30 protein-coding genes are annotated in these 26,352 nt (G+C 71.9%); 15 read left to right on the plus strand and 15 right to left on the minus strand.

Annotated elements, in window-relative coordinates:
- Positions 1–71: 71 nt before the first annotated feature.
- Positions 72–1,400, plus strand: coding sequence for an FAD-dependent oxidoreductase (locus H6H00_RS08305; protein WP_185720727.1), 1,329 nt, complete (start codon positions 72–74; stop codon positions 1,398–1,400).
- A 16-nt stretch (positions 1,401–1,416) separates the two neighbouring features.
- Positions 1,417–2,628 (plus strand): MFS transporter, encoded by a 1,212-nt coding sequence (locus H6H00_RS08310; protein ID WP_185720728.1) that lies wholly within the window; start codon positions 1,417–1,419, stop codon positions 2,626–2,628.
- 4 nt (positions 2,629–2,632) lie between these two features.
- On the opposite strand, the gene H6H00_RS08315 is transcribed toward H6H00_RS08310, so the two are convergent.
- The 5 genes from H6H00_RS08315 to H6H00_RS08335 are packed head-to-tail and all read right to left on the minus strand — an operon-like array spanning position 2,633 to position 5,545.
- Positions 2,633–3,049, minus strand: coding sequence for an arsenate-mycothiol transferase ArsC (locus H6H00_RS08315; protein ID WP_185720729.1), 417 nt, complete (start codon positions 3,047–3,049; stop codon positions 2,633–2,635).
- On the minus strand, positions 3,046–3,447 hold the full coding sequence (locus H6H00_RS08320) for an arsenate reductase/protein-tyrosine-phosphatase family protein (RefSeq protein WP_185720730.1): 402 nt from the start codon (positions 3,445–3,447) through the stop codon (positions 3,046–3,048). The genes H6H00_RS08315 and H6H00_RS08320 overlap by 4 nt, the downstream gene beginning before the upstream one ends.
- A 23-nt stretch (positions 3,448–3,470) precedes the next feature.
- Positions 3,471–4,124, minus strand: a complete 654-nt coding sequence (locus H6H00_RS08325) for an arsenate reductase ArsC (protein ID WP_185720731.1) — start codon at positions 4,122–4,124, stop codon at positions 3,471–3,473.
- A 45-nt stretch (positions 4,125–4,169) separates the two neighbouring features.
- Positions 4,170–5,231 carry an ACR3 family arsenite efflux transporter gene (gene arsB / locus H6H00_RS08330; protein WP_185720732.1) on the minus strand — a complete coding sequence of 354 codons (1,062 nt, stop codon included), beginning with the start codon at positions 5,229–5,231 and terminating at the stop codon, positions 4,170–4,172.
- Positions 5,228–5,545 (minus strand): ArsR/SmtB family transcription factor, encoded by a 318-nt coding sequence (locus H6H00_RS08335; RefSeq protein ID WP_255425642.1) that lies wholly within the window; start codon positions 5,543–5,545, stop codon positions 5,228–5,230. The genes arsB and H6H00_RS08335 overlap by 4 nt, the downstream gene beginning before the upstream one ends.
- Positions 5,546–5,937: 392 nt before the next feature.
- On the opposite strand from H6H00_RS08335, the gene H6H00_RS08340 reads away from it, so the two are divergent.
- The 4 genes from H6H00_RS08340 (at position 5,938) to H6H00_RS08355 (ending at position 8,062) form a co-directional block, all read left to right on the plus strand.
- Positions 5,938–6,351 (plus strand): hypothetical protein, encoded by a 414-nt coding sequence (locus tag H6H00_RS08340; protein WP_185720734.1) that lies wholly within the window; start codon positions 5,938–5,940, stop codon positions 6,349–6,351.
- A gap of 203 nt (positions 6,352–6,554) precedes the next feature.
- Positions 6,555–6,917 (plus strand): Cd(II)/Pb(II)-sensing metalloregulatory transcriptional regulator CmtR, encoded by a 363-nt coding sequence (gene cmtR / locus H6H00_RS08345; protein WP_185720735.1) that lies wholly within the window; start codon positions 6,555–6,557, stop codon positions 6,915–6,917.
- Positions 6,914–7,630, plus strand: a complete 717-nt coding sequence (locus H6H00_RS08350; protein WP_185720736.1) for a cation efflux transmembrane domain-containing protein — start codon at positions 6,914–6,916, stop codon at positions 7,628–7,630. Before cmtR ends, H6H00_RS08350 begins: the two co-directional genes overlap by 4 nt.
- 249 nt (positions 7,631–7,879) lie before the next feature.
- The gene (locus H6H00_RS08355; protein WP_185720737.1) at positions 7,880–8,062 is read left to right on the plus strand and encodes a YegP family protein; all 183 of its coding nucleotides are present in this window, start codon (positions 7,880–7,882) and stop codon (positions 8,060–8,062) included.
- 337 nt (positions 8,063–8,399) lie between these two features.
- On the opposite strand, the gene H6H00_RS08360 is transcribed toward H6H00_RS08355, so the two are convergent.
- Both H6H00_RS08360 and H6H00_RS08365 read right to left on the minus strand, forming a co-directional pair.
- Entirely contained in the window at positions 8,400–9,035 is a 636-nt protein-coding gene (locus H6H00_RS08360) for a DUF305 domain-containing protein (RefSeq protein ID WP_185720738.1), read from the minus strand.
- A gap of 59 nt (positions 9,036–9,094) precedes the next feature.
- On the minus strand, positions 9,095–9,478 hold the full coding sequence (locus tag H6H00_RS08365; RefSeq protein ID WP_185720739.1) for a DUF6153 family protein: 384 nt from the start codon (positions 9,476–9,478) through the stop codon (positions 9,095–9,097).
- Between the two features lie 134 nt (positions 9,479–9,612).
- Here H6H00_RS08365 and H6H00_RS08370 point away from each other — a divergent pair, with 134 nt between their 5' ends.
- From H6H00_RS08370 to H6H00_RS08400, 7 genes are all read left to right on the plus strand, one after another.
- Positions 9,613–10,704 carry a VldE C-terminal domain-containing protein gene (locus H6H00_RS08370; RefSeq protein ID WP_185720740.1) on the plus strand — a complete coding sequence of 364 codons (1,092 nt, stop codon included), beginning with the start codon at positions 9,613–9,615 and terminating at the stop codon, positions 10,702–10,704.
- A gap of 201 nt (positions 10,705–10,905) precedes the next feature.
- Positions 10,906–12,966 (plus strand): heavy metal translocating P-type ATPase, encoded by a 2,061-nt coding sequence (locus H6H00_RS08375; protein WP_185720741.1) that lies wholly within the window; start codon positions 10,906–10,908, stop codon positions 12,964–12,966.
- 62 nt (positions 12,967–13,028) lie between these two features.
- On the plus strand, positions 13,029–13,310 hold the full coding sequence (locus H6H00_RS08380; RefSeq protein WP_185720742.1) for a metal-sensitive transcriptional regulator: 282 nt from the start codon (positions 13,029–13,031) through the stop codon (positions 13,308–13,310).
- Between the two features lie 29 nt (positions 13,311–13,339).
- Entirely contained in the window at positions 13,340–13,549 is a 210-nt protein-coding gene (locus H6H00_RS08385; protein ID WP_185720743.1) for a heavy-metal-associated domain-containing protein, read from the plus strand.
- A 45-nt stretch (positions 13,550–13,594) separates the two neighbouring features.
- Positions 13,595–14,542, plus strand: coding sequence for a DUF8832 domain-containing protein (locus H6H00_RS08390; RefSeq protein ID WP_185720744.1), 948 nt, complete (start codon positions 13,595–13,597; stop codon positions 14,540–14,542).
- Between the two features lie 20 nt (positions 14,543–14,562).
- Positions 14,563–16,821 (plus strand): heavy metal translocating P-type ATPase, encoded by a 2,259-nt coding sequence (locus tag H6H00_RS08395; RefSeq protein ID WP_185720745.1) that lies wholly within the window; start codon positions 14,563–14,565, stop codon positions 16,819–16,821.
- Between the two features lie 202 nt (positions 16,822–17,023).
- Positions 17,024–17,329 (plus strand): hypothetical protein, encoded by a 306-nt coding sequence (locus H6H00_RS08400; protein WP_185720746.1) that lies wholly within the window; start codon positions 17,024–17,026, stop codon positions 17,327–17,329.
- Positions 17,330–17,930: 601 nt separating this feature from the next.
- Here the strand turns inward: H6H00_RS08400 and H6H00_RS08405 are convergent.
- The 5 genes from H6H00_RS08405 to H6H00_RS08425 form a co-directional block, all read right to left on the minus strand.
- Positions 17,931–18,959: a hypothetical protein gene (locus tag H6H00_RS08405; RefSeq protein ID WP_185720747.1), complete on the minus strand. Its 1,029-nt coding sequence runs from the start codon at positions 18,957–18,959 to the stop codon at positions 17,931–17,933.
- A gap of 459 nt (positions 18,960–19,418) precedes the next feature.
- On the minus strand, positions 19,419–19,715 hold the full coding sequence (locus tag H6H00_RS08410; protein ID WP_185720748.1) for a hypothetical protein: 297 nt from the start codon (positions 19,713–19,715) through the stop codon (positions 19,419–19,421).
- Between the two features lie 18 nt (positions 19,716–19,733).
- Positions 19,734–20,192, minus strand: coding sequence for a thermonuclease family protein (locus H6H00_RS08415; protein WP_185720749.1), 459 nt, complete (start codon positions 20,190–20,192; stop codon positions 19,734–19,736).
- An 84-nt stretch (positions 20,193–20,276) separates the two neighbouring features.
- Complete coding sequence (locus tag H6H00_RS08420) at positions 20,277–20,531, minus strand: hypothetical protein (protein ID WP_185720750.1); 255 nt, start codon at positions 20,529–20,531, stop codon at positions 20,277–20,279.
- Positions 20,532–20,627: 96 nt separating this feature from the next.
- Entirely contained in the window at positions 20,628–21,062 is a 435-nt protein-coding gene (locus H6H00_RS08425; RefSeq protein WP_185720751.1) for a hypothetical protein, read from the minus strand.
- A 527-nt stretch (positions 21,063–21,589) separates the two neighbouring features.
- Between H6H00_RS08425 and H6H00_RS08430 the strand changes: the two genes are divergently transcribed.
- Positions 21,590–22,864, plus strand: coding sequence for an IS110 family RNA-guided transposase (locus tag H6H00_RS08430; RefSeq protein ID WP_185720752.1), 1,275 nt, complete (start codon positions 21,590–21,592; stop codon positions 22,862–22,864).
- A gap of 340 nt (positions 22,865–23,204) precedes the next feature.
- Here the strand turns inward: H6H00_RS08430 and H6H00_RS08435 are convergent, their stop codons facing one another.
- Together H6H00_RS08435 and H6H00_RS08440 are read right to left on the minus strand one after the other, a co-directional pair.
- Positions 23,205–23,603 (minus strand): VOC family protein, encoded by a 399-nt coding sequence (locus tag H6H00_RS08435; RefSeq protein ID WP_185720753.1) that lies wholly within the window; start codon positions 23,601–23,603, stop codon positions 23,205–23,207.
- A gap of 194 nt (positions 23,604–23,797) precedes the next feature.
- Positions 23,798–24,223, minus strand: a complete 426-nt coding sequence (locus H6H00_RS08440; protein ID WP_185720754.1) for a MarR family winged helix-turn-helix transcriptional regulator — start codon at positions 24,221–24,223, stop codon at positions 23,798–23,800.
- 95 nt (positions 24,224–24,318) lie between these two features.
- Between H6H00_RS08440 and H6H00_RS08445 the strand changes: the two genes are divergently transcribed.
- Complete coding sequence (locus tag H6H00_RS08445; RefSeq protein ID WP_221775932.1) at positions 24,319–25,287, plus strand: zinc-binding alcohol dehydrogenase family protein; 969 nt, start codon at positions 24,319–24,321, stop codon at positions 25,285–25,287.
- A gap of 16 nt (positions 25,288–25,303) precedes the next feature.
- Here H6H00_RS08445 and H6H00_RS08450 read toward each other — a convergent pair whose 3' ends face one another.
- Complete coding sequence (locus H6H00_RS08450) at positions 25,304–26,350, minus strand: 2,3-butanediol dehydrogenase (RefSeq protein ID WP_185720756.1); 1,047 nt, start codon at positions 26,348–26,350, stop codon at positions 25,304–25,306.
- Positions 26,351–26,352 lie beyond the last annotated feature (2 nt).

The raw sequence follows: 26,352 nt of genomic DNA on the forward strand, positions 1-26,352 counted from the left end.
GTTGCGTCAATCGATGCACGTCGATACTGTCCCTGCCTGGATCGACCGTCATCGATGAAGGAGTGGTGGACGTGGACGAGCTTCCGGTGGTCGTGGTGGGCGCGGGTCCGGCCGGTCTCGCCGCCGCGGCGCAGGCGGTGGCCCGGGGCCTGCCGGTGGTCGTGCTCGAGGCGGGGCCCTCGGCCGGGACCGGGGTCCGGGAGTGGCACCACGTGCGGCTGTTCTCCCGGTGGGGCGAGGTGGTGGCGCCGGCGGCGGAGGAGCTGCTGGCCCCCACCGGGTGGCGGATCCCCGACGCCGGGTCGTGTCCGACCGGCGCGGAGTGGGCGGAGTCGTACCTGCAGCCGCTGGCCGACGTGCTCGGTGACCGGGTCCGCTACGGCGCCCGGGTGGTCGGGGTCTCGCGCCACGGCTGGGACCGGTCGGTCGACCGGGCCCGCGACACCGAGCCCCTCAGCGTCCGCGTCGTCACCGCCGACGGCGAGGAGCGCATCCTCGCGCGGGCCGTGATCGACGCGTCCGGGACGTGGTCGGCGCCGAACCCGCTCGGCGGCGACGGCCTGCCGGCCCTGGGCGAGACGGCGGCGGCGGACCGCATCACCCACCGGGTGCCGGACCTGACCGATCCCGCGGTGCGCCGGCGGTACGCGGGCCGGCGGATCGCGCTCGCGGGCAGCGGCCACTCGGCGCTGACCGCGCTCGTCGCGTTCGCCGAGCTGGCCGAGCAGCACCCGGACACGCACGTCCAGTGGCTGCTGCGCCGCGGCGCGGTCGGCACCACCTTCGGCGGCGGTGACGCCGACCAGCTGCCCGCGCGCGGCGCGCTCGGGATGCGCGCGGCGCAGGCCGTCCGGGCCGGGCGGATCACGACGGTCACCGGGTTCCGCACCGCGCGCGTCGACCGCACCGACGACGGCCGGGTCGTGCTGTCGTCGTTCGGGGACCGCCGCCTCGGTCCCGTCGACGAGGTCGTCGCCCTGACCGGGTTCCGCCCGGACCTGAGCTGGCTCTCCGAGGTGCGGCTGGACCTGGACCCGACCCTGCAGGCCCCGCGCGAGCTCGCCCCGCTGATCGATCCGAACGTGCACTCCTGCGGCACGGTCCACCCCCACGGTGCCCGCGAGCTCGCCCAGCCCGAGCCGGGGCTGTTCCTGGTCGGCATGAAGAGCTACGGCCGCGCCCCGACCTTCCTCGCCCTCACCGGCTACGAGCAGACCCGCTCGGTGGTGGCCGCGATCGCCGGCGACCGGGACGCGGCCGACCGGGTCGAGCTCGTCCTGCCCGAGACCGGGGTCTGCGGAGGGGCCGGGCTCGTCGACGCACCCGGCGACGACGCCGGCGGGTGCTGCGGACCGGCCGAGCCGCTCGTCGTCGGTACCCGGCCGAGCGCGGCGGGATGATGCAGGATCGTCGTCGATGAACACGAACGCGGCGGGCCAGGGCGTGCTGTCCGACGCCGGGCTCCGTCGCGTGCTGGGGGTCCTGTGCGTCACCGAGATCGTCAGCTGGGGGGTGCTGTACTACGCGTTCCCGGTGCTGGCGCCCGGCATCGCCGCCGACACCGGATGGTCGATCAGCACCGTCACCGGGGCGTTCTCCGTCGGGCTGGTCGTCTCCGCGGTCGTCGGCATCCCCGCGGGGCGGTGGCTGGACCGGTGGGGCCCACGACCGGTCATGACCGCCGGGTCGGTCCTGGCGGTGCCCGCCGTGGTCGGCATCGCGACCGCTGAGGACGTCCGGTGGTTCTTCGCGTCCTGGGTGGTGGCCGGGGTCGCGATGGCCGGGGTGCTCTACCAACCGGCGTTCGCGGCGCTGACGCGCTGGTGGGGACCGCGGCGGGTGCGGGCGCTGACCGCCCTGACCCTGGTCGCCGGCCTGTCCAGCACGATCTTCGCCCCGATCACCGCGCTGCTGGTCGAGGGCTCGGACTGGCGCCGGACCTACCTGGTCCTGGCCGTCGTCCTCGGCGCCGTCACGATCCCCGCCCACCTGTTCGGGCTGCGCGGTCGCTGGCCCGAGCCCCCGGCTGCGGAGGAGCACCACGGCGATCCCGGCGCGATCGCCCGCAGCCGCCCGTTCGTGCTCCTGGTCGTCGCGATCGGCCTCGGCTCGTTCACCTGCTTCGCCGTCGTGGTCAACCAGGTCCCGCTGCTCCTCGAACGCGGGCTGTCCACCACCACCGCAGCCTGGGCGCTGGGCCTGGGTGGCGCGGGCCAGGTCCTCGGCCGCCTCGGCTACGGGCTGCTCGACCGGGCGACCGGCGTGCGCACCCGGGGCGTCGCCGTCCTCGCCGCGACCGCCGCGACCACGGCCCTGCTCGGCGTCCTGCCCGGGCCGGCCGTCGCGCTGATCGCGGTGGCGATGCTCGCCGGCGCCGCCCGCGGTGTCTTCACCCTGCTCCAGGCCACCGCGATCAGCGACCGCTGGGGATCGACCCACTACGGCCGCCTCGGCGGGATCCTCACCGCGCCCGCCATGGTCGCGACCGCGATCTCCCCCTGGGCCGGGGCCGTCCTGGCCACCGCACTGGGCGGCTACCCGGCGGTGTTCGCCCTGCTCGCCGCCATCGCCGCGGTGGCCGCGGTCCTCGCGGCGAGCAGCGTCCCGCGGCCGCCGAACGCCACCTGACCCGCTACGCGCCGGGGTCCGGGACGAGTTCGCGCAGCAGTCGCCGCACACGGGCGTCGATGTCGTCGCGGACCAGGCGCATCCGCTCGACGCCGTCGATGCCCCGCTCGGAGGGCTCGTCGGTGTCCCAGTTGCGCAGGTCGGTGCCGGGCGGGACGTCGAGCTGCGCCTCGCGGCCCAGCGTCACCACGACGTCGACGCCGGCGAGCAGCGCCGGGTCGACGGGCTTCGGGACCTCGCCGGACATGTCGGCGCCGACCTCGGCGAGCACCTGCGCCGAGAGCGCGTTGATCGACGACCCGGGCCGCGTCCCGGCGGAGTGCGCGACGACCCGCCCGCCCGCGGCGCGGCGCATCAGCCCGGCCGCCATCTGGGACTTGCCGCCGTTGCGGACGCAGACGAACAGCACCGACGGGATCATCGGGCCGTCAGCTCGGCCAGGAGCGCGCGCACCCGGGCGTCGATGTCGTCGCGGATCGGGCGGATCTCCGCTGCCGCCCTGCCCGCGGGGTCGGCGAGCTCCCAGTCGAGGTAGCGCTTACCGGGGAACACCGGGCAGGCGTCACCGCAGCCCATGGTGATCACGACGTCTGCGGCCTCGACGGCCTCGGTCGAGAGCTTCTTCGGGATCTCCCGGGACAGGTCCAGGCCGATCTCGGCCATGACCTCGCGGACCGCGGGGTTGACGCTGTCGGCGGGCGCGGAACCCGCGGAGGTGACCCGCACCGAGCCGCCGGCGTGGTGGGCCAGCAGCGCGGCGGCCATCTGCGAGCGGCCGGCGTTGTGGACGCAGACGAACAGGACCTCGGGGACGGTCATCGGTTCCTCCGTCGGTGTCGTCGTCATCGCGGGGCGGGGACGAGCTCGGCGAGCAGCGCCCGGACCCGGCGCTCGATCTCGTCGCGGATGGGACGGACGTCGTCGACGGTCAGACCCGCGGGGTCGTCGAGGTCCCACTCCTCGTAGCGGCGGCCGGGGAACACCGGGCAGGCGTCACCGCACCCCATGGTGATCACCGCATCCGCGGCTCGGACGATCTCGTCGGTCCACGGCTTGGGGTACTCGCCGGAGATGTCGATACCGCGCTCGGCCATCGCCGCGACCGCGGCCGGGTTGACCGCCGTCCCGGGTTCCGACCCGCCGGACCAGGCGATCGCGTCGTCGCCCGCGAGGTGGGTGAAGAACCCCAGTGCCATCTGGGAGCGGCCGGCGTTGTGGGTGCACAGGAACAGCACCACCGGCCGGCCGTCGTCGCTGCGGCCCTCGACCCTGGCCAGCGCGCGCAGGCGCTGGCGCGCGAACTTCTCCGCCAGCAGCGGCAGGAAGTTCAGTACGACCGCGCGCCCGGCGAACTCCTCGTAGGAGGAGTGCAGGAACCGCTCGATGGTCTCCGTGCCGAAGGTGCCGTCGAACTGGCGGGCGAGGTTGCCCGCGGCGGTCCTGAGGGCGAGCTGCTGGTCGATGGACAGGGTGTCGCGGTGCCACGTGCTGGTCACGACGGCCTTCTTCCTCGGGTCGATCGGTGGACGGGCGGCAAGGGCTCAGGTGGTGGTGCGCCAGCGGCGGCGCAGCGCCAGCGACACGTAGACCAGGCCGACGAGCACGGGCACCTCGATCAGCGGCCCGACGACCCCGGCCAGCGCCTGACCCGAGGTGACGCCGAACGTGGCGATGGCGACGGCGATGGCCAGCTCGAAGTTGTTGCCCGCCGCGGTGAACGCCAGCGTCGTGGTCCTCTCGTAGGACAGGCCGATCGCCTTCCCCACCGCGTAGGACCCCGCCCACATCACGGCGAAGTACACCAGCAGCGGTAGCGCGATCCGGGCGACGTCGAACGGGCGGGAGAGGATCGCGTCGCCCTGCAGCGCGAACAGCACGACGATGGTGAACAGCAGGCCGTAGAGGGCGAAGGGGCCGATCACCGGCAGGAACCTGGTCTCGTACCACTCCCGGCCCCTGGCCCGCTCCCCCAGCCGGCGCGACAGGTAGCCCGCCACGAGCGGGACGCCCAGGAAGATCAGCACCGACACCGCGATCTGCCACGGGGACACGTCCAGGTCGGCCTGCGGCAGACCCAGCCAGCCGGGCAGGACCGTCAGGTAGAACCAGCCCAGCACGGCGAACGCGAACACCTGGAACACCGAGTTCAGGGCGACCAGCACGGCCGCGGCCTCACGGTCCCCGCACGCGAGGTCGTTCCAGATGATGACCATCGCGATGCACCGGGCTAGACCGACGATGATCAGCCCGGTGCGGTACTCGGGGAGGTCGGGCAGCATCAGCCAGGCGAGCGCGAACATCAGCGCCGGGCCGAGCACCCAGTTCAGGACGAGCGACGCACCGAGCAGCCTGCGGTCGCCGGTGACGGTGTCGAGGCGGTCGTAGCGGACCTTCGCCAGCACCGGGTACATCATCACGAGCAGCCCGATCGCGATCGGCAGGGAGACGCCGTCGATCGCGACCGCCCCGAGCGCGGCCCCGAGGCCCGGGACCAGCCGCCCCGCCACGAGTCCGACGACCATCGCGGCGACGATCCAGACCGGGAGGAAGCGGTCGAGGGTGGAGAGCCGGGCGACGACGGGCGCCTGCGGGGCCGCGGTCATGCGGTCACCTCGACACCGGACGGGACGAGGACGTCGGACAGGAGCCGGATGCGGTCCGGCACGACCCGGTAGTAGATCCAGGTCCCGCGCCGCTCGCCCACGATCAACCCCGCCTCGCGCAGCACCTTGAGGTGGTGGCTGATGGTCGGGCCGGTCAGGTCGAAGGAGCCGGTCAGGTCGCACACGCACGCCTCGCCACCCTCGTGCGCGGCGATCAGCGACAGCAGCCGCAGCCGCACCGGATCGCCCAGCGCCTTGAACGCCGACGCCAGCTCGACCGCCTCGTCCCCGGTCAGCGGGGCCCGGGTGCGCACCGACGAACAGAGCCCGCGTTCTTGATTCAACACTCGTCTATCTTGACGATCGTCGAGCCAACCGGGCAAGTGAACAGACCATGAACATCGACGCGCGTCGAAACAGGCCGACTCCCCGGGCACCGCCACTGACCGTGGCTCTCGCGTGACGAACGTGCGGTGTCGGGCCGCCACGCGACGCAACGGGGCGCCGACTCGGAACGCCCCGGAGCCGCGTTCGTGCGGTCACGCCGAGACGGACCAGCGGAGCGTTGCGGACGCGGTCGACCACGTGCCCGACGTGGCGCATACTCCATGGTCGCCAGGTGGCGTGCGTCACAGGTGTAACCCGGGGGCCGGCCGCGACCTCCACCAGACGACACACCCGACACCCCGCACCCGAGGAGCCCCCGATGTCCGACATCTACTACACCAGCGACGGCAGCATCGTCGAGCTCACCGACGCCGACGGCGACGGCTACCAGGAGACCACCCTCGTCGACCAGAACGCCGACGGCGTGGTCGACGTGGAACTCGTCGACCGGGACGGCGACGGCTACGACGACTACGCCGGCTTCGACAACACCCCGGAGGACCACCGCTTCCAGGCCGACGTCATCGCCTACGACACCGCCGAGGAGGGCGGCCGTGACCACCGCACCGACGTCGTCTACGACGACCGGGACTTCGACGGGACCTTCACCGGCCCGGACGACACCGCCTCGCACAACTACACCGGGCCCGTGGCCAACGCCAACCCCTACGCGAGCCCCTACGGCGACGACGACGTGCAGGCGACCGTCAACGAGGTCTACGACCAGCGATGAGGCTGACCACCTGACGAACCGGGGTTCGCCTGGGCGCTGGTGGAGACGAGGGAATCGTCCTATGTGGACGATTACGTCGTGCACCCCGGAGACGAGCATCCACGCCGCTAGGTAACGAACGCGATCGTCGGGGAGGCAGAGGTGTAGAGGAGCCCGGCGACAACGCTGGCCGCGACGTCATGGATCGCTTTATAGTTCAGCTCGTGCTGACCAGTGAGACCCGTGAAGCCGCCCTCGCCCGCGTCGGCAAGGCTCTCGCCGACCCCACCCGCTGCCGCATCCTGGTCGCACTCCTCGACGGCGCCGAGTTCCCCGGGCAACTCGCCGCACAACTCGCGCTGACCCGTCCGAACGTGTCCAACCACCTGGCCTGCCTGCGCGGCTGCGGACTGGTCACCGCCTCTTACTACGGCCGACAGGTCCGCTACGCGATCGCCGACCCCCACCTCGCCCGCGCGATCACCGAACTGATGGCCGTCGTCCTGGCCGTCGACACGGACCCCGCCTGTCTCGACGAGGACGACTTCAGCCCGACCGCATCACGCACCCCCGGGAACACGGCATGAGCGACGACGCCCGTCCTGGCCTCGACCGCACTACCGCGACCTGCGCCGACTCGTGTTGCGCCACGTCCGAGACCGCACCGGCATCGGCCGCGCTCCGACCGCCTACGGATCGGCTGACCCCGCGACGACGTGCGGCCCTTCACCGGCGAGTCCGCCTACTCGTCGCCGCAACGATCACCTACAACGTCATCGAGGCAGTCGTCGCGATCAGCGCGGGCCACCTCGCTTCGTCCACCGCCCTGATCGGCTTCGGCCTCGACTCCATCATCGAGGTCGCCTCCGCTACTGCTGTCGCCTGGCAGTTCGCCGGAACCGACCCGCAGGAGCGCGAGCGCACGGCGTTGCGCGTCATCGCGGTGTCGTTCGTCGCTCTCGCCGTCTACGTCGGTGTGGAGTCCGTCCGGAACCTGCTCGGCGGCGCCGATCCCGACCATTCCACCGTCGGCATCGTCCTCGCCGCAGTGTCGCTGCTGATCATGCCCTTCCTCTCCGCCGCACAACGCCGGGCGGGCCGCGAGCTCGGATCCACCAGTGCGGTCGCCGACTCCAAGCAGACGCTGCTCTGCACCTACCTCTCAGCCGTCCTCCTCGTCGGACTCCTGCTCAACAGCCTGTTCGGCTGGGCCTGGGCCGACCCCGTCGCCGCACTCGTCATCGCCGCCGTCGCCCTCCGCGAAGGACGGGAGGCATGGAGGGGACAGCACTGCTGCTGAGCTGCAGTTCCCATTCCTCCGCAGCAGGTTGTTGCCCGGGTTGAAGGCGGCCGGGGGCCCGCGCGGAGCACCCTCCGTCGAGAGAAAGGCGTGTGAAGGCAAGCGCCGGCAAACCTCACCGGAGGCGTCCAGCAGAGGTTTCCCGGCCTGCGCGGCCGTGAGCACTCACCCATCAGGCGCTGCGTTCGAGCTCGACCGCCGCAATGGTCTGCCGCCATCGGAAGTGATCACCGTCGATCGGGAGGCGTGATGGCCGGGACGTTCGAGGTCTACCAGGACCGCGCAGGCAAGTTCCGGTTCCGGCTCAAGGCCAGCAACGGCCAGGTCGTGGCCACCGGCGAGGCCTACGAGACCAAGGCCGCGGCGAAGAAGGGCTGCGAGTCCGTCCTCCGGGCCGCCGAGGGCGCACCGATCGAAGAGGTCGATGCCTGACTCTCTGCCCGGCCATCGGCCGGATCCGATGGCCCATGGCCTACTGCCGCGGCGCCTGGTGCGTTCTCTTCCACGACGCCGTCCGGCGACTCGACGACCGGTCGGTCGAACTGGCTGCGTGACCCACGCCGAGCTCTCGCGCCCGCGGGTCGAGGTCCACGAAACCCCCGTCGCGTTCGATCCGGCGAACCGCTGCGCGGGGCCTGTCGCCAGGTGGACCTCCCCGACATCGACGTGCCCGCGGTGGCACTGCTGGACCCCGACGGCGCCATCGTCCGCCACGCCGCCGCGGACGGTGTGGCCCGGACCGACGCCTCGGCCGGGCCACACCGACCCGTCACACCTGCTGGAGCAGCGTGTCCATTTCGGTGATCTCGGCCTGCTGGGTGTCGATGATCTTCTGCGCCAGCGCGAGCGCGTCCGTGTCGGCACCGTCCTGCAGCTCGGTCTGCGCCATCTCGACCGCGCCCCGGTGGTGCTCGGTCATCATCTCCAGGAACATCTGGTCGAACGCCGGCCCGGACGCACCCTGCAGCTGCTGCATCTGCTCGGGGGCCATCATCCCGCCCATGGCGCTCATGTCCCCGCCGTGATCCATACCGCCCATGCCACTCATGCCGCTGCCCTCGGCGGGCACCTCGGCGCCCCACTCCTCGAGCCAGCCGACCATCGTGTCGATTTCGGGCTGCTGCCCGCCACCGATCCGCGCAGCCAGGTCGATCACGTGCGCGTTCTGGCTACGACCTGCCGCCGACTCGGCCATCTCGACCGCCTGACGGTGGTGCGGGATCATGCCCTGCACGAACGCCACGTCCGCGTCGTTGTGCTCGCCCTGCGTCGCCGACGACGGCGAGCCGCCCGGGGCGGCGGACCCGGAGGAGGAGGTGTCGGGGCCGGCGGCACAGCCGGTCAGGATCAAGCCCGCGGCCGCGATACCGGCCAGCAGGCGCGCTGAAGAAACCCGTGCGTTCATCGGTGAGAACCTCTCGTACGTCTGGGGAAGTGCGGATCAACCGAGTCGCTCGGTCGACCTCACGTCCGCAGGACGCAGAGGAGTGCCAGTCGTGCCGGAGAGGTGGCCGGTGGGGCACGCGGCGCAGGACGCACGCCGGATCTGCCCGCGCGGGGCGCGACCGGGGCGAAGTCCGACCTCCGCCACAGCACCGCCGAGACCAGCACGACGGCCACGGCCGTGAGCACGGCCAGGCACAGGTGCAACAACGCGGACTCATGGTCCTCGCCGGAGTGCGCCGGGCCCGGGTCCATGTCGGATTCCACCATCGCGACGGCGGAGACTCCCGTGCTGTCCGGTGTCACCGACAGGTGGTGCATCCCCACCAGGCCGACGAACAGACCGGCGACCAGGACGCCGAGCAGGACTGCCCGTCTCCCCCGCTGCGCCACCGACCTGATCATCAACTCGAAGAGTACCCCGGCCCGGATTCGCCACCCGCGAGCACATCCGGGGTTCCGTCGATCGGGATCGTCGGGCACGCTCGGAGCGTGAACAGGGACGCGGCCGGAGTCGACCGCGCTCCTCGTCACCGCTCGTGAACGGTGTGCAGCACGCCGCCGTGGCGATGCGTCGGCTCGGATTGCGCCTGACGGTCGTCGCCGTCGTGGTGGGCCTGCTCGCCGCTCTGGTCGGAGTCGTGTTCGTCGCGATGTCCGCGGTGCTGGGTTCCGGGGTCCGGCAGTCGGGGGTGTGCGGCCCGAGTGGTTCCGGGGTGCCGATCGAGGCCTCCGGTGACGCGCAGACCACCGACGAGCAACTCGTCAACGCGGCCGCCATCGTCGCCACCGGCCGCGACATGGGCGTCCCCGAACGCGGGCTGTGGGTGGCACTGGGAACCGCGTTGCAGGAGTCCGGCCTGCGCAACCTCGACTACGGCGACCGCGACTCCCTGGGTCTGTTCCAGCAACGTCCGTCCCAGGGATGGGGCAGCCCCGCCCAGGTCCGCGACCCCCGCTACGCGGCCACCCGCTTCTACGAGCGGCTCGTCGAGGTCCCGGGCTGGACGGAGATGCCGCTGTGGCAGGCGGCGCAGACCGTGCAGCGCTCGGCCTTCCCCGTGGCCTACGCCAAGTGGGAGCAGACCGCGGCCGACATCCTCGCCGAGGTCGACGGCAACCCCGCCCTGCGTGTCGCCGCCGCGGTGCAGGACTGCGTCCCCGGCTCGGTCACTCCGTTCGACGGCGGCGGCACCGGATGCGTCGAGGACGACCCGACGACGAACGGCTGCATCACCTCCACGACGCTCTACGCGGTGACACAGGCAGCCGCGGCGTTCGGCGGGCTGCGCAAGGGCCCGGTCATCCGGTCCGCGGGCTGCCACGCACCACGCCCGGCCAACCCGACCAGCGACCACCCCCTGGGCAAGGGTTGCGACTTCTTCCCCGGCGAGGGCGGCCGCTTCGCCCGGGGGGTCGAGGTGGACGACGGGTGGCGGGCAGCCGAGTGGTTCCGGGTCAACGCGCAGGCCCTGCAGGTCGACTACATCATCTGGCAGGGCCGCATCTGGACCCCCACCTCGCCCGACCAGGACGGCTGGGGCCGCCCCTACAGCGGCGGCGGCGTGTACGACCCCTCCGACGCCGTCGGTGGCCACTACGACCACATCCACGTCTCCTTCGCCTCGTAACGGGCGGCTCCCCACCGGAGGTCGGCAGCCCGCGTGGGACCGGCCGACAGCCGGTGCGTTACGGCGTCCCCTGCACACCGAGGCGGTCCGGGCGGACCGGCACGGACGACGGTGGGGTCGGGTACCCGCGGGTGAATCCGTCCTTGCTGCGTATGCCCCATAGGGGTATACCGTATCTACCGAGGACGCCTGGAGGCACCGATGAACGACACGCAACGGCCCGACGGCCCTGTGACGACCGGGCCGCGCCCCGCGCCGGACGACACCACCACCGACCGCGGCGGTCACCGTGGGCACGGCGACCACGCTGCGGCGTTCCGCGACCGGTTCTGGGTGAGCCTGGCGCTCGCGGTGCCCGTGGTGTTCTCCAGCCACATGGTCGCCGACCTGCTGGGCTACCACGTCCCCTCCTGGGCCGCCTGGATGGCGCCCGTGCTCGGCACGGCCCTGTTCCTCTACGGCGGGCAACCGTTCCTCACCGGCGCGGTCGGCGAGCTGCGGGGGCGCCGCCCGGGGATGATGACACTGGTCGCGCTGGCGATCACCGTGGCCGCGGTCGCGAGCGCGCTGACCACACTGGGCGTCGGCGGGCTGATGCTCGACTTCTGGTGGGAGCTCGCGCTCCTCATCGTGATCATGCTGCTCGGCCACTGGCTGGAGATGCGGGCGCTGGGCCAGGCCTCCGGCGCGCTCGCCGCGCTGGCCGAGCTGCTGCCCGACACCGCCGAACGGGTCGGGGCCGACGGTGCGGTCACCTCCGTTCCGCTCGCCGAGCTGCGGGTCGACGACGTGGTGCTGGTCCGCTCCGGCGCCCGCGTGCCCGCCGACGGACAGGTCAGCGACGGGGCCGCCGAGATGGACGAGTCCATGGTCACCGGCGAGTCCCGCCCCGTGCCGCGCGCCGTCGGCGACCGGGTGGTCGCCGGCACCGTCGCCACCGACTCCGCCCTCCGCGTCCGGGTGCAGGCCGTCGGCGAGGACACCGCTCTGGCCGGGATCGGGCGCCTGGTCGCCCAGGCGCAGGCCTCGACGTCGCGCGCCCAGGCGCTCACCGACCGCGCCGCCGCGGTGCTGTTCTACTTCGCCGCCGTCGCCGGCGCGGTCACCTTCACCGTGTGGGCGGCGCTGGGCGACCTCACCGCGGCGGTCGAGCGCACCGTCACCGTGCTGGTGATCGCGTGCCCGCACGCGCTCGGGCTGGCCATCCCGCTCGTCATCGCGATCTCGACGTCGATGTCCGCGCGGGCCGGGATCCTGGTGAAGGACCGGCTGGCGCTGGAGCGGATGCGTTCGGTGGACACCGTGCTGTTCGACAAGACCGGCACCCTCACGCGGGGCGAGCCGGCCGTCGTCGCGGTCCTGCCCGCCGACGGGGTGACCGACGCCGAGCTGCTGGGCGCCGCCGGCGCGGCCGAGTCCGACTCGGAGCACCCGCTCGCCCGTGCCGTCGTCGCCGCCGCCCGCGCGGCGACCGCGATCCCCACGGCCACCGGGTTCCGGTCCCTGACCGGACGCGGTGTCCGGGCCGTCGTCGACGGCCACGACATCGCCGTCGGCGGGCCGACGATGCTGCGCGAGCTCGGGGTCACCGCGCCGGGCGAGCTCACCGGGCCGACCGCGACCTGGGCGGACCGGGGCGCGACGGTGCTGCACGTCGTGCGCGACGGACGGGCGATCGGGGCGCTGGCCCTCGCCGACGACATCCGACCGGAGTCCCGCGAGGCGGTGCGCGATCTGCACGCCGCCGGGGTGCGCGTAGTCATGATCACCGGTGACGCGCGGGACGTGGCCGAGGCCGTGGGCGCCGAGCTGGGCGTCGACGAGGTACTCGCGGAGGTGCTGCCCGCCGACAAGGACGCCGCGGTCGCCCGCCTGCAGGCTCGTGGGCTGACGGTGGCCATGGTCGGCGACGGGGTCAACGACGCCCCCGCGCTCGCCCGCGCGGACGTGGGCATCGCGATCGGCGCCGGCACCGACGTGGCCGTCGAGTCGGCCGGGGTGGTGCTCGCCTCCGACGACCCGCGCGCCGTGCTCGCCGTACGACGGCTGTCCGAGGCCGGGTACCGCAAGATGTGGCAGAACCTCATGTGGGCCACCGGCTACAACGTGCTGTCGGTGCCACTCGCCGCCGGGGTGCTCGCCGGAGCCGGGTTCGTGCTGCCGGTCGCCGTCGGGGCCGTGGCGATGAGCGTGTCGACCATCGTCGTCGCCCTCAACGCCCAGCTGCTGCGCCGGGTCGACCTCGGCGTCACCGCCGGCTGAGCCGGCCGCGCTCGAATGCCTTACCCCCCTAGGGTATCGTCGCCTGTGACGAAGGAGGACGCATGAACGGGTACGCGCAGGACAAGGATGCCTACCTCAAGCGGATGCGCCGCATCGAGGGCCAGGTGCGTGGCATCGCGAAGATGATCGAGGACGACAAGTACTGCATCGACGTCCTCACCCAGGTCTCGGCCGTCACCAAGGCTCTGGAGGCCGTGGCGTTGGGGCTGCTCGACGAGCACCTCAAGCACTGCGTCACCCAGGCCGTGGCCGAGGGCGGTGCCATCGCCGACGAGAAGGTCGCCGAGGCCAGCGCCGCGATCGCCCGGCTCGTCAAGTCCTGAACACCACGAGGAAGGAAACGCAGTACGCCATGAGCGAGACCACTTACACCGTCACCGGGATGACCTGCGACCACTGCGTCGCCTCGGTCACCGAGGAGATCACCGAGATCGACGGCGTCACCGCGGTCGCGGTCGACCTGCCCACCGGCGCGGTCACCGTCACCAGCGACGCGTCGGTCGACGAGGCGCGTGTCCGCGCCGCGGTCGAGGAGGCCGGCTACCGCCTCACCGCGGCGTAACCACCACCCCGGCAGCACCGCTGCCGCCCGACCAGGAAACGGATCATGAACACTGCAGCGAAGCTCTCCGCCTACGGTGCGGCGCTCGCCCTGCTCACGGCAGGAGCGTTTGCGACCGGATCCGCTGTCGGTCCCCTCACCACCGTCGCCGCCTCCGGCGGACACGGTGCGATGTCCGGCGATGAGGTCGCCGGGCATGGGGACACCCACAGCGGCACCGTCCCGGGGACCGCCGACCAGCCCGCGGGGCTGGCGTCGAGCAGGGGCGGCTACACCCTCACGCCCACCGACCCGACGCTCACCCCGGCCACCCCCGACACCTTCTCCTTCGTCATCACCGGACCCGACGGCGCCCCGGTCATCGCGTACGACGTCGAGCACGACAAGCGGATGCACCTGATCGTCGTACGGCGCGACACCACCGACTTCGCCCACGTGCACCCGGAGATGGCTCCGGACGGCACCTGGTCGGTCCCGCTCACGACGGCGTCGGCGGGTTCCTACCGGGCGTTCGCCGACTTCACCCCGACCGGTGGCGAGGCCACCACGCTCGGTGTCGACCTCGTCGCGCCCGGGGTGTTCGAACCGGTCGCCCACACGCCGAGCCGCACCGCGCAGGTCGACGGCTACACCGTGGAGCTGACCGGGGACCTCATCGCCGGTCAGGCGTCGCCGGTCACGTTGGCCGTGAGCCGCGACGGCGTACCGGTGACCGATCTGCAGCCCTACCTGGGGGCGAACGGCCACCTGGTCGCGCTGCGCCAAGGCGATCTCGCCTACCTGCACGTGCACCCCGAGGAGACGGCGAGCGCGGGGCCGGAGATCCCGTTCGTCGCCGAGGTCCCCACCGCCGGCGGTTACCGGCTGTTCCTGGACTTCCAGCACGACGGCGTCGTGCGCACCGCGGAGTTCACCGTGCCGACCAGTTCTGAGCCCACTGGGCTCCCATCCAGCCCGGCCCCGGCGCACGACGCCGACGGTCACGGCCACTGATCCGGGCGAAGGAGGAGACGATGAGTACGACCAGCACGCCCACCGGGGCCCCCGTCACCGACATCGAGCTCGCGATCGGCGGCATGACCTGCGCGTCGTGCGCGAACCGGATCGAGCGCAAGCTCAACAAGCTCGACGGCGTCACCGCCACCGTCAACTACGCCACCGAGAAGGCCAAGGTCACCTACGCCGAGGGCGTCGACCGCGACGACCTGCTCACCGCCGTCGAACAGGCCGGCTACACCGCGCGGCTGCCCGAACCGCCCCGCGACACCGACGACGACGTCGAGGACGACGTCGAGGACGGCCCGGTGCGCGCGCTGCGCACCCGGCTCGTCGTCAGCGCCGTGCTCTCCGTGCCGGTCGTCGCGATGGCGATGGCCCCGGTGCTGCAGTTCACGTACTGGCAGTGGCTCTCCCTCACCCTGGCCGCGCCGGTCGTGGTGTGGGGCGCGCTGCCCTTCCACCGCGCGGCGTGGACCAACCTGCGCCACGGCGCGGCCACCATGGACACGCTGATCTCCCTGGGCACCCTCGCCGCGCTGGCCTGGTCGCTCTACGCGCTGTTCCTGGGCACCGCGGGCGTGCCGGGTATGACCCACCCCTTCGAGCTGACCATCGCGCCGTCCGACGGCGCCGCGAACATCTACCTCGAGGTCGCCGCCGGCGTCACGACGTTCATCCTGGCCGGGCGCTACTTCGAGGCCCGCTCCAAGCGCCGCGCCGGGGCCGCACTACGGGCGCTGCTCGAACTCGGTGCGAAGGACGTCGCGGTCCTGCGCGACGGCGAAGAGGTGCGGATCCCGACCGCGCAGCTCGCCGTCGGGGACCGGTTCGTCGTCCGCCCGGGCGAGAAGCTCGCCACCGACGGGGTCGTCGAGGAAGGCAGCTCCGCGGTCGACGCCTCGATGCTCACCGGCGAGTCCGTGCCCGTCGAGGTCCGTCCCGGCGACGCCGTCGTCGGCGCCACGGTCAACGCCGGTGGCCGGCTGGTCGTGCGCGCCACCCGGATCGGTTCGGAAACCCAGCTCGCCCAGATGGCACGGCTGGTGGAGGACGCCCAGAACGGCAAGGCGCAGGTCCAGCGTCTCGCCGACCGGATCTCCGGGGTGTTCGTGCCGATCGTCATCGCGCTGGCCGCCACCACCCTCGGGTTCTGGCTGGGCACCGGTGCGGGCGCGGCCGCGGCGTTCACCGCCGCCGTCGCCGTGCTCATCATCGCCTGCCCCTGCGCACTCGGGCTCGCCACGCCGACCGCGCTACTGGTCGGCACCGGCCGTGGAGCCCAGCTCGGCATCCTGATCAAGGGCCCGGAGGTGTTGGAGTCCACCCGCCGCGTCGACACCGTGGTGCTGGACAAGACCGGCACCGTCACCACCGGCCGGATGAGCCTGGTCTCGGTGCACACGTCCGAGGACGAGGACGTGGTGCTGCGGCTGGCCGGGGCGCTGGAGAGCGCGTCGGAGCACCCGATCGCCGCCGCGGTGGCGGCCGGGGCCCGGCAGCGGGTCGGCGCGCTGCCCGACGTCGAGGACTTCACCAACGTCGAGGGCCTCGGAGTGCAGGGCGTCGTCGACGGGCACGCCGTGCTGGTCGGGCGGCCGGCGCTGCTGGAGCAGTGGAGCCAGCCGCTGACCCCGGAGCTCGCCGCGGCCAAGGCCGCCGCGGACGAGCGCGGGCACACCGCGATCGCCGTGGCGTGGGACGGCGAGGCGCGGGCGGTGCTCGCCGTCGCCGACACCGTCAAACCCACCTCGAAGGAGGCGATCAGCCGGCTCCGGGCACTCGGGCTCACCCCGGTGCTGCTCACCGGCGACAACGCCACCGTGGCCCGCACCGTGGCCGACGAGGTCGGCATCACCGAGGTCATCGCCGAGGTCCTGCCCGCCGACAAGCTCGACGTCGTCAAGCGGCTCCAAGACACGGGCAGGGTCGTGGCCATGGTCGGCGACGGCGTCAACGACGCCGCCGCGCTCGCCCGAGCCGACCTCGGTCTCGCCATGGGCACCGGCACCGACGTCGCCATCGAGGCGAGCGACATCACGTTGGTCCGGGGCGATCTGCGCGCCGTCCCGGACGCTATCCGGCTTTCCCGGCGCACGCTGGGCACGATCAAGGGCAACCTGTTCTGGGCGTTCGCCTACAACGTCGCGGCCCTGCCACTGGCCGCGATGGGACTGCTCAACCCGATGATCGCCGGAGCGGCGATGGCGTTCAGCTCGGTGTTCGTCGTCGGGAACAGCCTGCGCCTGCGCAGCTTCCGCTCCGACGCCATCTGAGCCCGGGGCAACGCCGGTGGCCGACCCCCGGCTGTGGGGGTCGGCCACCAGCCGTTCACGATCGTGGGCCAGCGGCACCGCCAGAGTGGTGGATGGTCCCTCGTCGAGCAGCCCGGGACGGTCAGCGAGGCGACGCCGGTCCGGAACCGGCCGACAGGCGTTCGAGGATCACGCGCGCGACGTCGACCCCACCCGGCATGCCGTGGTGATGGTGGGCGAGGCCGCGGGCCGGTGCCGCGTCCACGACTGTGGCCCCGGCGTCGTCCGACGGCCCACCGGCCGGTACGACGACCTCGACCGCGACCAGTCGGCCGCCGACGGCAGCGGCGCGGGTTGTCATCTCGACGACGTCAGTGCCCAGGAGATGTCGAGCCGGGCGGTGGGGCACCTCGGTCGTCCCGTCGGGGGTGACACGCTGCACGACGTCGATCGGTTCGCCGTCGAGGTGCAGCACACGTCGGTCGTGGACTCCCGCAGACGCAGCGGCTCACCCGTCAGCGGGTCCTGACCGGCGTAGACGATCACCTGGAAGGACTTCCCGCGGCGGCGGATCATGTCGCGCGGGCGCCCCTGAGCAGGCTCTTCGGCCACACGAGGACCGTACTCGATGCCATCGTCGATTGATCGGATCTGGCGAGCGGATCGAGGCTGTTCTAACTGGTCAGGCTGGTGGAGACGAGGGGAATCGAACCCCTAACCCCTGCCTTGCAAACGTGCGGTGTGGCGCCTGCTCGGCCGGATCCAGCTGGTGAGCGTGATGCTGCCACTGCCCACGCTGCCTGCGTTGGATGCCAGCGGCTGCCGTTGGATGCCATCGTGGATGCCAATTCGTCCTATGTGGATAAACCCGAGCGACCGACCTTTCATTCAGACAGTGGGCCTGCTGCGTCGCACTGGCAGCGGGTGAAGCCTCTATCTGGGAGGGTTGCCATCGACGGCGACCGGTTTCGTCGCTGGACGGTGGTCCTGCGGAGCTAAGCCATGATGTTGGCACGTCTGCTCGGCCGCGTATCGAGCAGATCCACGCCCGCTCCGAGTCCCTTGAGACTGAGAACCCAGCCGGGCGATTGCGTGCGGAGGCACGCCTGTACCGCGGGCTCGAACTCGACTCAGTCTGGGCACACCCGGAGGAGCCGGCCGCTGAGGAACCGTCCCTGACTGTCGAGGGTCTCAGGCCTCGTGCTCCGCCTACGGGAGTCCACGAGGAACAGCTGCCCGTCGAGTTCGGCCATGTCGGTGACGTTCACGTAGTTGTCGGGCACCTCCACTGGGATCTCGCTGCGGGCCTGCTCGACGCCGGTGGCGGTGAGCACGATCCGCAGTAGGTGGCTGCGCTCCGGCGCGCCGGGGAGGCTGGAACTGAGAAGCGCAGCGGACGCGATGACGAGGTCATCGTCTAGGAACACCATGGCGGCGGGTTGGCGGTAGTCGCGGTCGCTGGCGGCGAGGTCGGACCCCTCGAAGGTGCCGGTGCCGAGTTCGGCAACCGTTCTGATCAAGCCGGGGCCCCCGCCCGTGCGTGGTATAGAGACGACGACGCCGGTGTAGACCGATCCGAGGAACCGCCATCCGCCGACGAACACACGGTCTCCGCGCACGGCAAGGGTCGTGGGGAAGAAGCCCGGGACGTCCCCGGTGTTCCACAACTGCCGCAGCTGCCCGTCGGCGGTGATGATGAACGGCAGGACGTTGCCGCCGGCGAGAATTGCGGCGAAGGCCCCGTCGCCGGCAGCGGCCAGCGCGAGGACTGGACGTCCGACGTTGTGGATGACTGTGGTGCCGGGTGGGCTGAGGTTGAGTCGCACAATACGTTCGCCGCGTGTGGCGAAGATGTCGCCGGACCCCGGTTCGTCGCTGGTGAGGTGGCCGACGCCGGTCTCAGTACCGAGGTCGACCATCGGCGGGTCCTCGTCCAGTGCGATCAACCGCACCCGCGACGGCGACCCTTGAGGGCTAAGCAGAACGGGTTCGCCGGCGTCGGAGTACACGAAGCTACGGCTGGTCACCGGGAGTACGGAGGTCGGGAAGATCTGTCGGCCCGCCGCGTCGATGTCGGTGATGATCGACGTGCCCACGCACTGACCGAGGATCCGGCGAATGCGCCGTCGCATGAGCAGGACGAGCCGTCGGTTCTTCATGCGTGCCTCCCTCACTCCCTTCTCGACTCGCCAGGCGCGAAAGCGACGTTACGAACTGACACATGTGCAGCGCATGAGATGCATGCTGAATGCCGGCATCCCAGGATGCCCGGCCAGCAGGGGTCAGTTCAACCTTCGGCCATCCTCGTCTCGCCATCCGATACGGCGGCCCAGGACAACCCGGCCCTGACGCCGACGAGATCCTCATCCACCCCGGGAACGGCCGGAACTCCTACCGGGCAACGGACGCGCACGTCGATGTCCGGGACGGGATCCTCATGGTCGACGGCGAAACCCGATAGAGCCGCGCCGGAAGCGAGCACATGCCCGGTCTCACCAGGACCAGCAAGTATCTTTGCGAGCCCGACGGTGGCCCCGTCGGTCGTAGTAAGAGTCGTAGCGGACAAGGACTCGATCGCTACTCGGGCAAGTGCCCGTAGCGACAGGTGAGAAACTTGATCAACACCACCGTTTGCGTGCACAGAATCCTCCGGTGAGCGCTCCGTCCGGCAGGTTGCCACTGGGGGCGTCGACGTAGACCTCTTCATCCCAGTCGGCCACGCCGTTGCCGTCGTCGTCGCCGTACACCTTCGGATTCCCGCACGGCGGGGCATAGATGCCCTCAGCCCGGTACTCGGCGATGCCGGCCGCGGAGGCGATGCGCTCGTCGTAGGTGGCGTTGGCCTGGTCTTCGGCAGGCTTGCCCCGGCCGTTGAGCACGATCTCGTTTCCCAGGTCATGCGCGTACATGGGCAAGCCATCACGATCCGTTGACTAGGAGTACTGGACGTAGCGCAGCAGCCGTCCGATCTCGTCCGACTCGACTCCGGGCTCGGCGTGCAGCTTGATCGGATGCCCCCCGACGATCCCGCGGGTGAACTCGGTCGCCCCAGGGCATGCGCAGGCGTCCACATCGGGAACCTGGACGCCGAGCAGTCGTACCGTGCGCCCGTCAGCGAGCTCCAGGGTGTTGCCATCAAGGACTCGCGCTACCGACACGAGCTCCCCGCCGGGGTGGCACGTGTCCTCGTCGTCGTACACGGTGTCGTCGGAGAAGCACTCCGACTCAACCGCGCGATCGACCGTCGATGCTGCGACGACCTGCGGTGCGGCGGCGCTGTTCGATGCTTCGGAAGCCACGCTCGGAGCGTCGACCTCGTTCCGTGCGTTGTTGCAGGAGCCGACGATGACGACGAACGCGACGGCTCCGAACAGCAGCCTGCCTTTACCCACCCGTGCACACTCCTGTAGCCAGATCGCTCATAGAGCGTCCAGACCGGGAGGCTAGGTGATCGCTCAATCGCAGGAGCCTGGTCGTTACGACGCATTCGAGCGGAACGAGTCGGCCGCACGCAGGGCGTCGGCGAGGTCGATCAGGTCGACGTCGCCGCGCGCGGTCAGTCCGGGTCGGACGATGAACCGGGTGTCGGCCACGCAGATCCGGTACTGCTGGCGGCCGCGATCCATCGCCGCTACGACGAGAGCGTCGGATGCCGCTTCGACCGCCTCCGCCCGTGTACCCGCAGTGCCGTCGGCCAGGTGCTGCACGTTCTCCACCCCGGCGGTGAGCACGCCGACGGTCCAAAGTTGTGGTGTCCACCCCCGCAGCATCGTGGAATCGGTGCGGCCGCGTCGGCGACCGCACCGAGTTATCCACAGTTGCTGCCTCTACTCGTCCTCGGTGGGGTTGTCCCCCAGCAACCGGGCCGCCTGGCGCCAGGCGCGCAGCATCGAGGTGTAGGCGGTGGCGTCGCAGATCTCCCAGGTGACCGGCCCGGCCTGGATTCGCAGCACCGCCGGGACCGCCCCACCGGCGCGGGCGGGCTCGAACGCCGAGATCACCCGCGGGGATCCTGCGTAGCGGACCATCGCCGCGACCGTCGTCGGCCCGATCACCAACGGCCGGTGCCCCGCCACCGCCGGTCGGAGCGACCGGGCCGCGACGGCGGCGTCGGTCCAGCCGTCGGCGATCGCGCGGGCGGTGATCCCGGCCCGCAGGTACACCAGCACGCAACCGAGGGTGAGGCCGAGCTGCTGCTCCGCGGTCCCGACATGGGCCAGATCGAGCCGAACTGGGACGAGCCCCGCGGCGTGGACCACCACGCCGGTGACCACGGAGGACTTGGGTGATCAGCCGCGCCTGCGCGGTCGGGCTGGTGTCCTCGCCGGTGCAGTGGCTGGTACGTGCGGTCATGGTGGCCTCCCGAGATCGTGGGTGGGCCTGTCGGCCCGTCCCCCTGGGGTGGCGGGGCGTTGTTCCCCCGCCGCCTTGGGGCGACCCGGCACGGCCGTGGAGGCTCTCGGTCAAGGGCAGCCCGCCAGGGCTGTCGCGCAGCGACGCGTAGCGCAGCGGAGCGCCCTTTACCGGGAGTGAGGCCGTGCGAAGCCCACTGGGCCACTATCAGGAGGTGTCGGCGGCCGATGCCGTCGATGCACCCGAGGTGCCACCGGGTCACCGCCTTGGTAAGCCGACGGCTTGACGTCCGCCCTTAGAACGCGGGGCTCGGTGGTCACCTGGGTCGCGCGGACCGTCAACAAGGGCTGAGCGCCGCGAGCGCCGAACAGTGAGCGTGCGGGAGCCGCGACCCGGAATCCATGGGTGCCGACACGCCGAGCACCCCGGAGCATCCATGCCCGACCACGCCCCCATCGACGCTGCGCCCGTCCTGCTGCCGGACCTACCGCCCGGCGGGGTCACCGCCGGCGTGGATTGGGCCACCGCCGACCATGTCGTCGCCGTCGTCGACGCCCGCGGCACCGTGATCGACCGGTTCGCCGTCGACGCCACCGCGGCCGGTCTACGCGAGCTCGTCCGCCGGCTGCGCCGCAACCACATCACCGAGGTCGCGATCGAACGCAGCGACGGCCTCGTAGTCGACGCCCTGCTCGGCGCCGGTCTAACGGTGGTGGTGATCGCCCCGAACCAGGTGAACAACCTCCGCGGCCGCTACGGCTCCGCACGGAACAAGGACGACCGGTTCGACGCGTTCGTCCTGGCCGACACGCTGCGCACCGACCGGGCCCGGCTGCGCCCGCTGATCCCCGACACCCCGGCCACGGTGCTGTTGCGCTCAACGGTGCGGGCGCGGAAGGACCTGCTCACCCACCGGGTCGGGCTGGCCAACCAGCTCCGCGCCCACCTGCAAACCTTCCACCCCGGTCCGGTCGGGCTGTTCGCCGACCTCGACGGCATCACCAGCTTGCGGTTCCTCGCCGCGTTCCCCGGCCAGGACGACACCGACTGGCTCACCCCCTCCCGGCTGACGACGTGGCTGCGCCGGGCGAACTACACCGGCCGCAAGGACCCCGCCATCCTGCACGCCCACCTCGCCGCCGCCGCCCGCGGCGCGACCGGACCGGCCGGCGCCGCGGCCGCCGAGGTCACCCGGGCGTTCGTGGCCGCGCTGACCGCGATCGTCGTCCAGATCAAGGCCCTGGACAAGCGGATCACCGCCCAGCTCGCCGAGCACGCCGACGCACACATCTTCCGCAGCCTGCCGCGCGCCCAGGCCCTGCGCGCCGCCCGGCTGATCGCCGAGATCGGCGACTGCCGCGGCCGGTTCCCCACCCCCGAAGCGCTGGCCTCCCTGGCCGGGGTCACCCCCTCGACCCGGCAGTCCGGGAAGGTGCGCACCACGTCGTTCCGTTGGTCGGCGGACAAGCAGCTACGCGACGCGGTCTGCGACTTCGCCGCCGACTCCCGCCACGCCAACCCGTGGGCCGCGCACGTCTATCGTCAAGCTGTCGGGCGCGGACACCGCCACCCGCACGCCGTCCGGATCCTCGCCCGCGCCTGGCTACTGGTCATCTGGCGCTGCTGGCAGGACCACCAGCCCTACCAGCCCGACCAGCACCGCGCCCTGCAGACCGTCCTGCGTGAGCGGTCGCCCGCCACTGCTGCCTGAACACGGTCGCCGCCGGCCGCGGTCCCCCGCCTGACAAGGCAGACGGCCGGTCTCGGGTGGTGATCTCCTCGCGGCGCGGGTTCATCCCGGCCGGGCCGGTGGCCCCGGGGGCAAGCCAGCTGTTCAGGCTTGCGGCCCGGGCGACCGGTCTGGCAGCCCTTGGGCGCGCCGTGAGGAGATCACCACCTCCCGCAGGTTCAGGGGATCTCTGAACGGTGCCGGGTCCGGGCGGAGCCCGGCCGCCGGAGGCTCCGCGCAGCGCATCCGAGCCGCACGGATGACGATCGTGTCGATATGACTAACGATCATCATATGGTTCCAACCGGAAGCTCACCGCGACTTACTGCCCTTGACCCGGGCGTGGCGCGAACACCCTGAACGCGTTGCCATCGGGATCAGCCATCTCGATCCACTGCACGCCGTTAACCTCGTGCTCGCCGACGCGCCGAGCGCCCGCCCTCTCCGCCCGGTCGGCCAGATCCCGCCATCCCTCACCGTCCGGCCCGGAAATGTCCAGCCCTATCCGGGACGAACCGCCTGCCATCGCATCGTCCCGCTCGAACATCCACGTCACCGGGCCGACCTCGTGATCGAAGTCGAGCATCATCAGCTCGTCGGTCGAGTGCTGCGAGATCGGCAGCTGCATCACCTCCGCCCAGAACGTGCCCAGACGGCCCGGATCGCCAGAGCGGAACGCGTACATGCCGACAACCGGTCGCGAGTTCGTCACGTCACCCATCGAAGATCCTCTCATCGTCGAGCCTTGAAGGCGTTTACCCAGCACCGACGACTGCCGAGCCCCGAACTCATCGGCCCGGAGGAGGTTGACACAGGGCTCTAAGGGCCGGCAGGCCCCGCCGAAGGCGTCCACAAAGGGCGGTTCTCGGCCGCGCGGCCCTTGAGCGCCTGATCTGCCGCACGGCCTCCGCCAGGTCAACCGCTCAGGTGTTCTCGAACTCCTCGCAAGGAGATCGCGAGCTGGCGCTGGGAGTAGGCGGTGAGGTCGTCGAGTCGGGTGGCGAGTTCTTCGCTGACCACTCGCTCCGCGCGTTCGTGCACCTGCCGGCCCGTTCGGGTGACGATGAGCAGCGAGGAGCGCCGGTCGCCGGGATGTGGCCGGCGCACGCACAGCTGTGCTGCTTCCAGCCGGTCCACGAGCTTGCTCGCCGCGCCGACGGAGATGCCCACCGCCGACACGACGTCGGCGATCCGGCACGGGTCGGTGGTCGCCACGACCCTCAGCACCTCGACGCGACCGAGCGGCAGGTCCAGTTCGTCGCGCAGTCGCCGGTCCACGGCCTCCCACAGCAGGATCTCGACGCGGACGAGGTCGTCGAACAGCCGGCGCAGGTCGGGCACGTGAGTAGATTACGCGGAATCATCTTCCGCGGAATGGTGTTGCTCCGGGTGCCGACCCGGAGGAGCGACCGATGACCGACCCAATCCCGACGACGATGCGCGCGGTCGTGCTCGACGCCCCCGGCCCGCCCGAGGCCCTCCAGATCCGGGAGCTGCCCGTCCCCCGGCCCGCACCCGGCTGGGTACTCATCCGCGTCACCGCGTCCGGCCTCAACCGCTCCGAGCTCCACACCCGCCTCGGACTAGCCGGGGGCGTCACCTTCCCCCGCGTCCTGGGCATCGAGGCCACCGGGGTCGTCGCCGCCTGCCCGGGCGGCGAGTTCGAGGCCGGGCAGCAGGTCGTGGCCATGATGGGTGGCATGGGCCGCACCATCGACGGCGGCTACGCCGAGTACACCTGCGTCCCCGCCGCCCAGGTCGTCCCCTTCCGCAGCGACCTCGACGCCGCCACAGTCGGCGCCGTCCCCGAGATGCTCCAGACGGCCTACGGCGCACTCACCGTCGGCCTGGACGCGCAGCCCGGCCAGACGCTGCTGATCCGCGGCGGCACCTCCTCGGTCGGGCTCACCACAGCCGTCCTCGCCAAGCGCCGGGGGATGACGGTCCTGGCGACGACCCGGGACCCCGACCGCGCCGCGTTGCTGCGCCGCGTGGGCGTCGACCATGTCGTGCTCGACGACGGGGCCGTCGCCGCGGGGGTCCGTGACATCGTGCCCGACGGCGTCGACGCCGCGCTCGAGCTCGTCGGTACCCCGACCCTGCCCGACACCCTCGCCGCCACGCGGGTGCACGGCGTCGTCTGCTTCGCCGGGATGCTGTCCAACCACTGGACGGTCCCCGACTTCTACCCCATCGACTACCTGCCCCGCGGCGTCCGCCTCTCCGCCTACGGCGGCGACGCCTCCGACCTCCCGCCCGCCGTGCTGCAGGAGTTCCTCGACGACGTCGCCGCCGGCCGCGCCGTGGTGCCCCTGGACCGCGCCTTCGCCCTCGACGGCATCGCCGAGGCCCACACCCTCATGGAGCACGGCGGCGCCGCGGGCAAGCTCGTCGTCGTCCCCTGATCCCCGTTCCCGGGCGTCAGCGCGTCGGGTCGACCAGCACCTTCATCTTCTGCCCGGCGCGCAGCGCTTCGAAGCCCTCGGCGAGCACGTCCCCCATCGCGATCTGCTCGACCCAGCCGGTGGTGTCGTAGTGCCCGCGCGCCATCAGGTCGATCACGGCACGGTAGTCGTCACCGGTGTAGCAGAGGGTGCCCTGGATGCGAGCCTCGCGGAGCACCAGCTGCAGAAGCGAGGTCTCCAGCGCCCGGTCGTAGATCGCGACGCTGACCAGCGCCTTCGTCGGGCCCAGGCACAGCAGGGCCGACTCGACCGACGCCCGCACGCCGGCGGCGTCGAAGGCGGCGTCGACCCCGCGCCCGTGGGTGTGGTCGGCGACGAGCGCGGGGACGTCGACCGCGGTCGGGTCCACCGTGCGCGCGCCGAGTCGCTCGATCGCCGCCCGGCGCACCGACGAGGGCTCGACGACCAGGACGTCCTCGATCCCTCTCCCCCGCAGCGCGAACCACAGGCCGATGCCGATCGGACCGGCGCCGAAGATCACGCTGGTGCCGTCGGCGGTGGCATCGCTGAGCATGGTGGCGTGGTAGGCGACCGACATCGGCTCGACCAGTGCGCCGAGCTCGGTGGAGACGCCGTCGGGCAGCTTGTGGGCCATGATCTGGTCGATCACGGTGTACTCGGCCATGCCACCGTCGGTGGACAGCCCGTGGAAGCCGACGCTGGTGCAGATGTTGTAGCGGCCGGCCAGACAGGGGGCGCACTTCCCGCACCGGTACACCGGCTCGCACGCGATGCGGTCGCCCTCGGCCAGGTCGGTCACGCCCGCCCCGACCTCGACGACGGTCCCGGCGAACTCGTGACCGAGGACGACGGGCATCTGGTCGAGGGTGAGCGGGTGCGGCTCCGTCGGCACGAAGATCGGGCCGTCGAAGTACTCGTGCAGGTCGGTGCCGCAGATCCCGTTGAAGTCGACCCGGACCCGGACCTGACCGACACCGACCTTCGGCTCCGGCACCTCGGTGACGGCGACGTCGTTGCGTCCCCGGTAGACGACTGCTCGCATGG

It is taken from the genome of Pseudonocardia petroleophila (assembly GCF_014235185.1).
Lineage (GTDB): Bacteria > Actinomycetota > Actinomycetes > Mycobacteriales > Pseudonocardiaceae > Pseudonocardia > Pseudonocardia petroleophila.

Bases quoted from the DNA above. Each gene is read 5' to 3' on its own strand.
- H6H00_RS08310 (WP_185720728.1), top strand. From the start codon at position 1,417: ATGAACACGAACGCGGCGGGCCAGGGCGTGCTGTCCGACGCCGGGCTC.
- H6H00_RS08315 (WP_185720729.1), bottom strand. From the start codon at position 3,049: ATGATCCCGTCGGTGCTGTTCGTCTGCGTCCGCAACGGCGGCAAGTCC.
- H6H00_RS08320 (WP_185720730.1), bottom strand. From the start codon at position 3,447: ATGACCGTCCCCGAGGTCCTGTTCGTCTGCGTCCACAACGCCGGCCGC.
- arsB (WP_185720732.1), bottom strand. From the start codon at position 5,231: ATGACCGCGGCCCCGCAGGCGCCCGTCGTCGCCCGGCTCTCCACCCTC.
- H6H00_RS08340 (WP_185720734.1), top strand. From the start codon at position 5,938: ATGTCCGACATCTACTACACCAGCGACGGCAGCATCGTCGAGCTCACC.
- H6H00_RS08350 (WP_185720736.1), top strand. From the start codon at position 6,914: ATGAGCGACGACGCCCGTCCTGGCCTCGACCGCACTACCGCGACCTGC.
- H6H00_RS08355 (WP_185720737.1), top strand. From the start codon at position 7,880: ATGGCCGGGACGTTCGAGGTCTACCAGGACCGCGCAGGCAAGTTCCGG.
- H6H00_RS08360 (WP_185720738.1), bottom strand. From the start codon at position 9,035: ATGAACGCACGGGTTTCTTCAGCGCGCCTGCTGGCCGGTATCGCGGCC.
- H6H00_RS08365 (WP_185720739.1), bottom strand. From the start codon at position 9,478: ATGATCAGGTCGGTGGCGCAGCGGGGGAGACGGGCAGTCCTGCTCGGC.
- H6H00_RS08375 (WP_185720741.1), top strand. From the start codon at position 10,906: ATGAACGACACGCAACGGCCCGACGGCCCTGTGACGACCGGGCCGCGC.
- H6H00_RS08380 (WP_185720742.1), top strand. From the start codon at position 13,029: ATGAACGGGTACGCGCAGGACAAGGATGCCTACCTCAAGCGGATGCGC.
- H6H00_RS08385 (WP_185720743.1), top strand. From the start codon at position 13,340: ATGAGCGAGACCACTTACACCGTCACCGGGATGACCTGCGACCACTGC.
- H6H00_RS08390 (WP_185720744.1), top strand. From the start codon at position 13,595: ATGAACACTGCAGCGAAGCTCTCCGCCTACGGTGCGGCGCTCGCCCTG.
- H6H00_RS08395 (WP_185720745.1), top strand. From the start codon at position 14,563: ATGAGTACGACCAGCACGCCCACCGGGGCCCCCGTCACCGACATCGAG.
- H6H00_RS08405 (WP_185720747.1), bottom strand. From the start codon at position 18,959: ATGAAGAACCGACGGCTCGTCCTGCTCATGCGACGGCGCATTCGCCGG.
- H6H00_RS08430 (WP_185720752.1), top strand. From the start codon at position 21,590: ATGCCCGACCACGCCCCCATCGACGCTGCGCCCGTCCTGCTGCCGGAC.
- H6H00_RS08435 (WP_185720753.1), bottom strand. From the start codon at position 23,603: ATGGGTGACGTGACGAACTCGCGACCGGTTGTCGGCATGTACGCGTTC.
- H6H00_RS08445 (WP_221775932.1), top strand. From the start codon at position 24,319: ATGCGCGCGGTCGTGCTCGACGCCCCCGGCCCGCCCGAGGCCCTCCAG.
- H6H00_RS08450 (WP_185720756.1), bottom strand. From the start codon at position 26,350: ATGCGAGCAGTCGTCTACCGGGGACGCAACGACGTCGCCGTCACCGAG.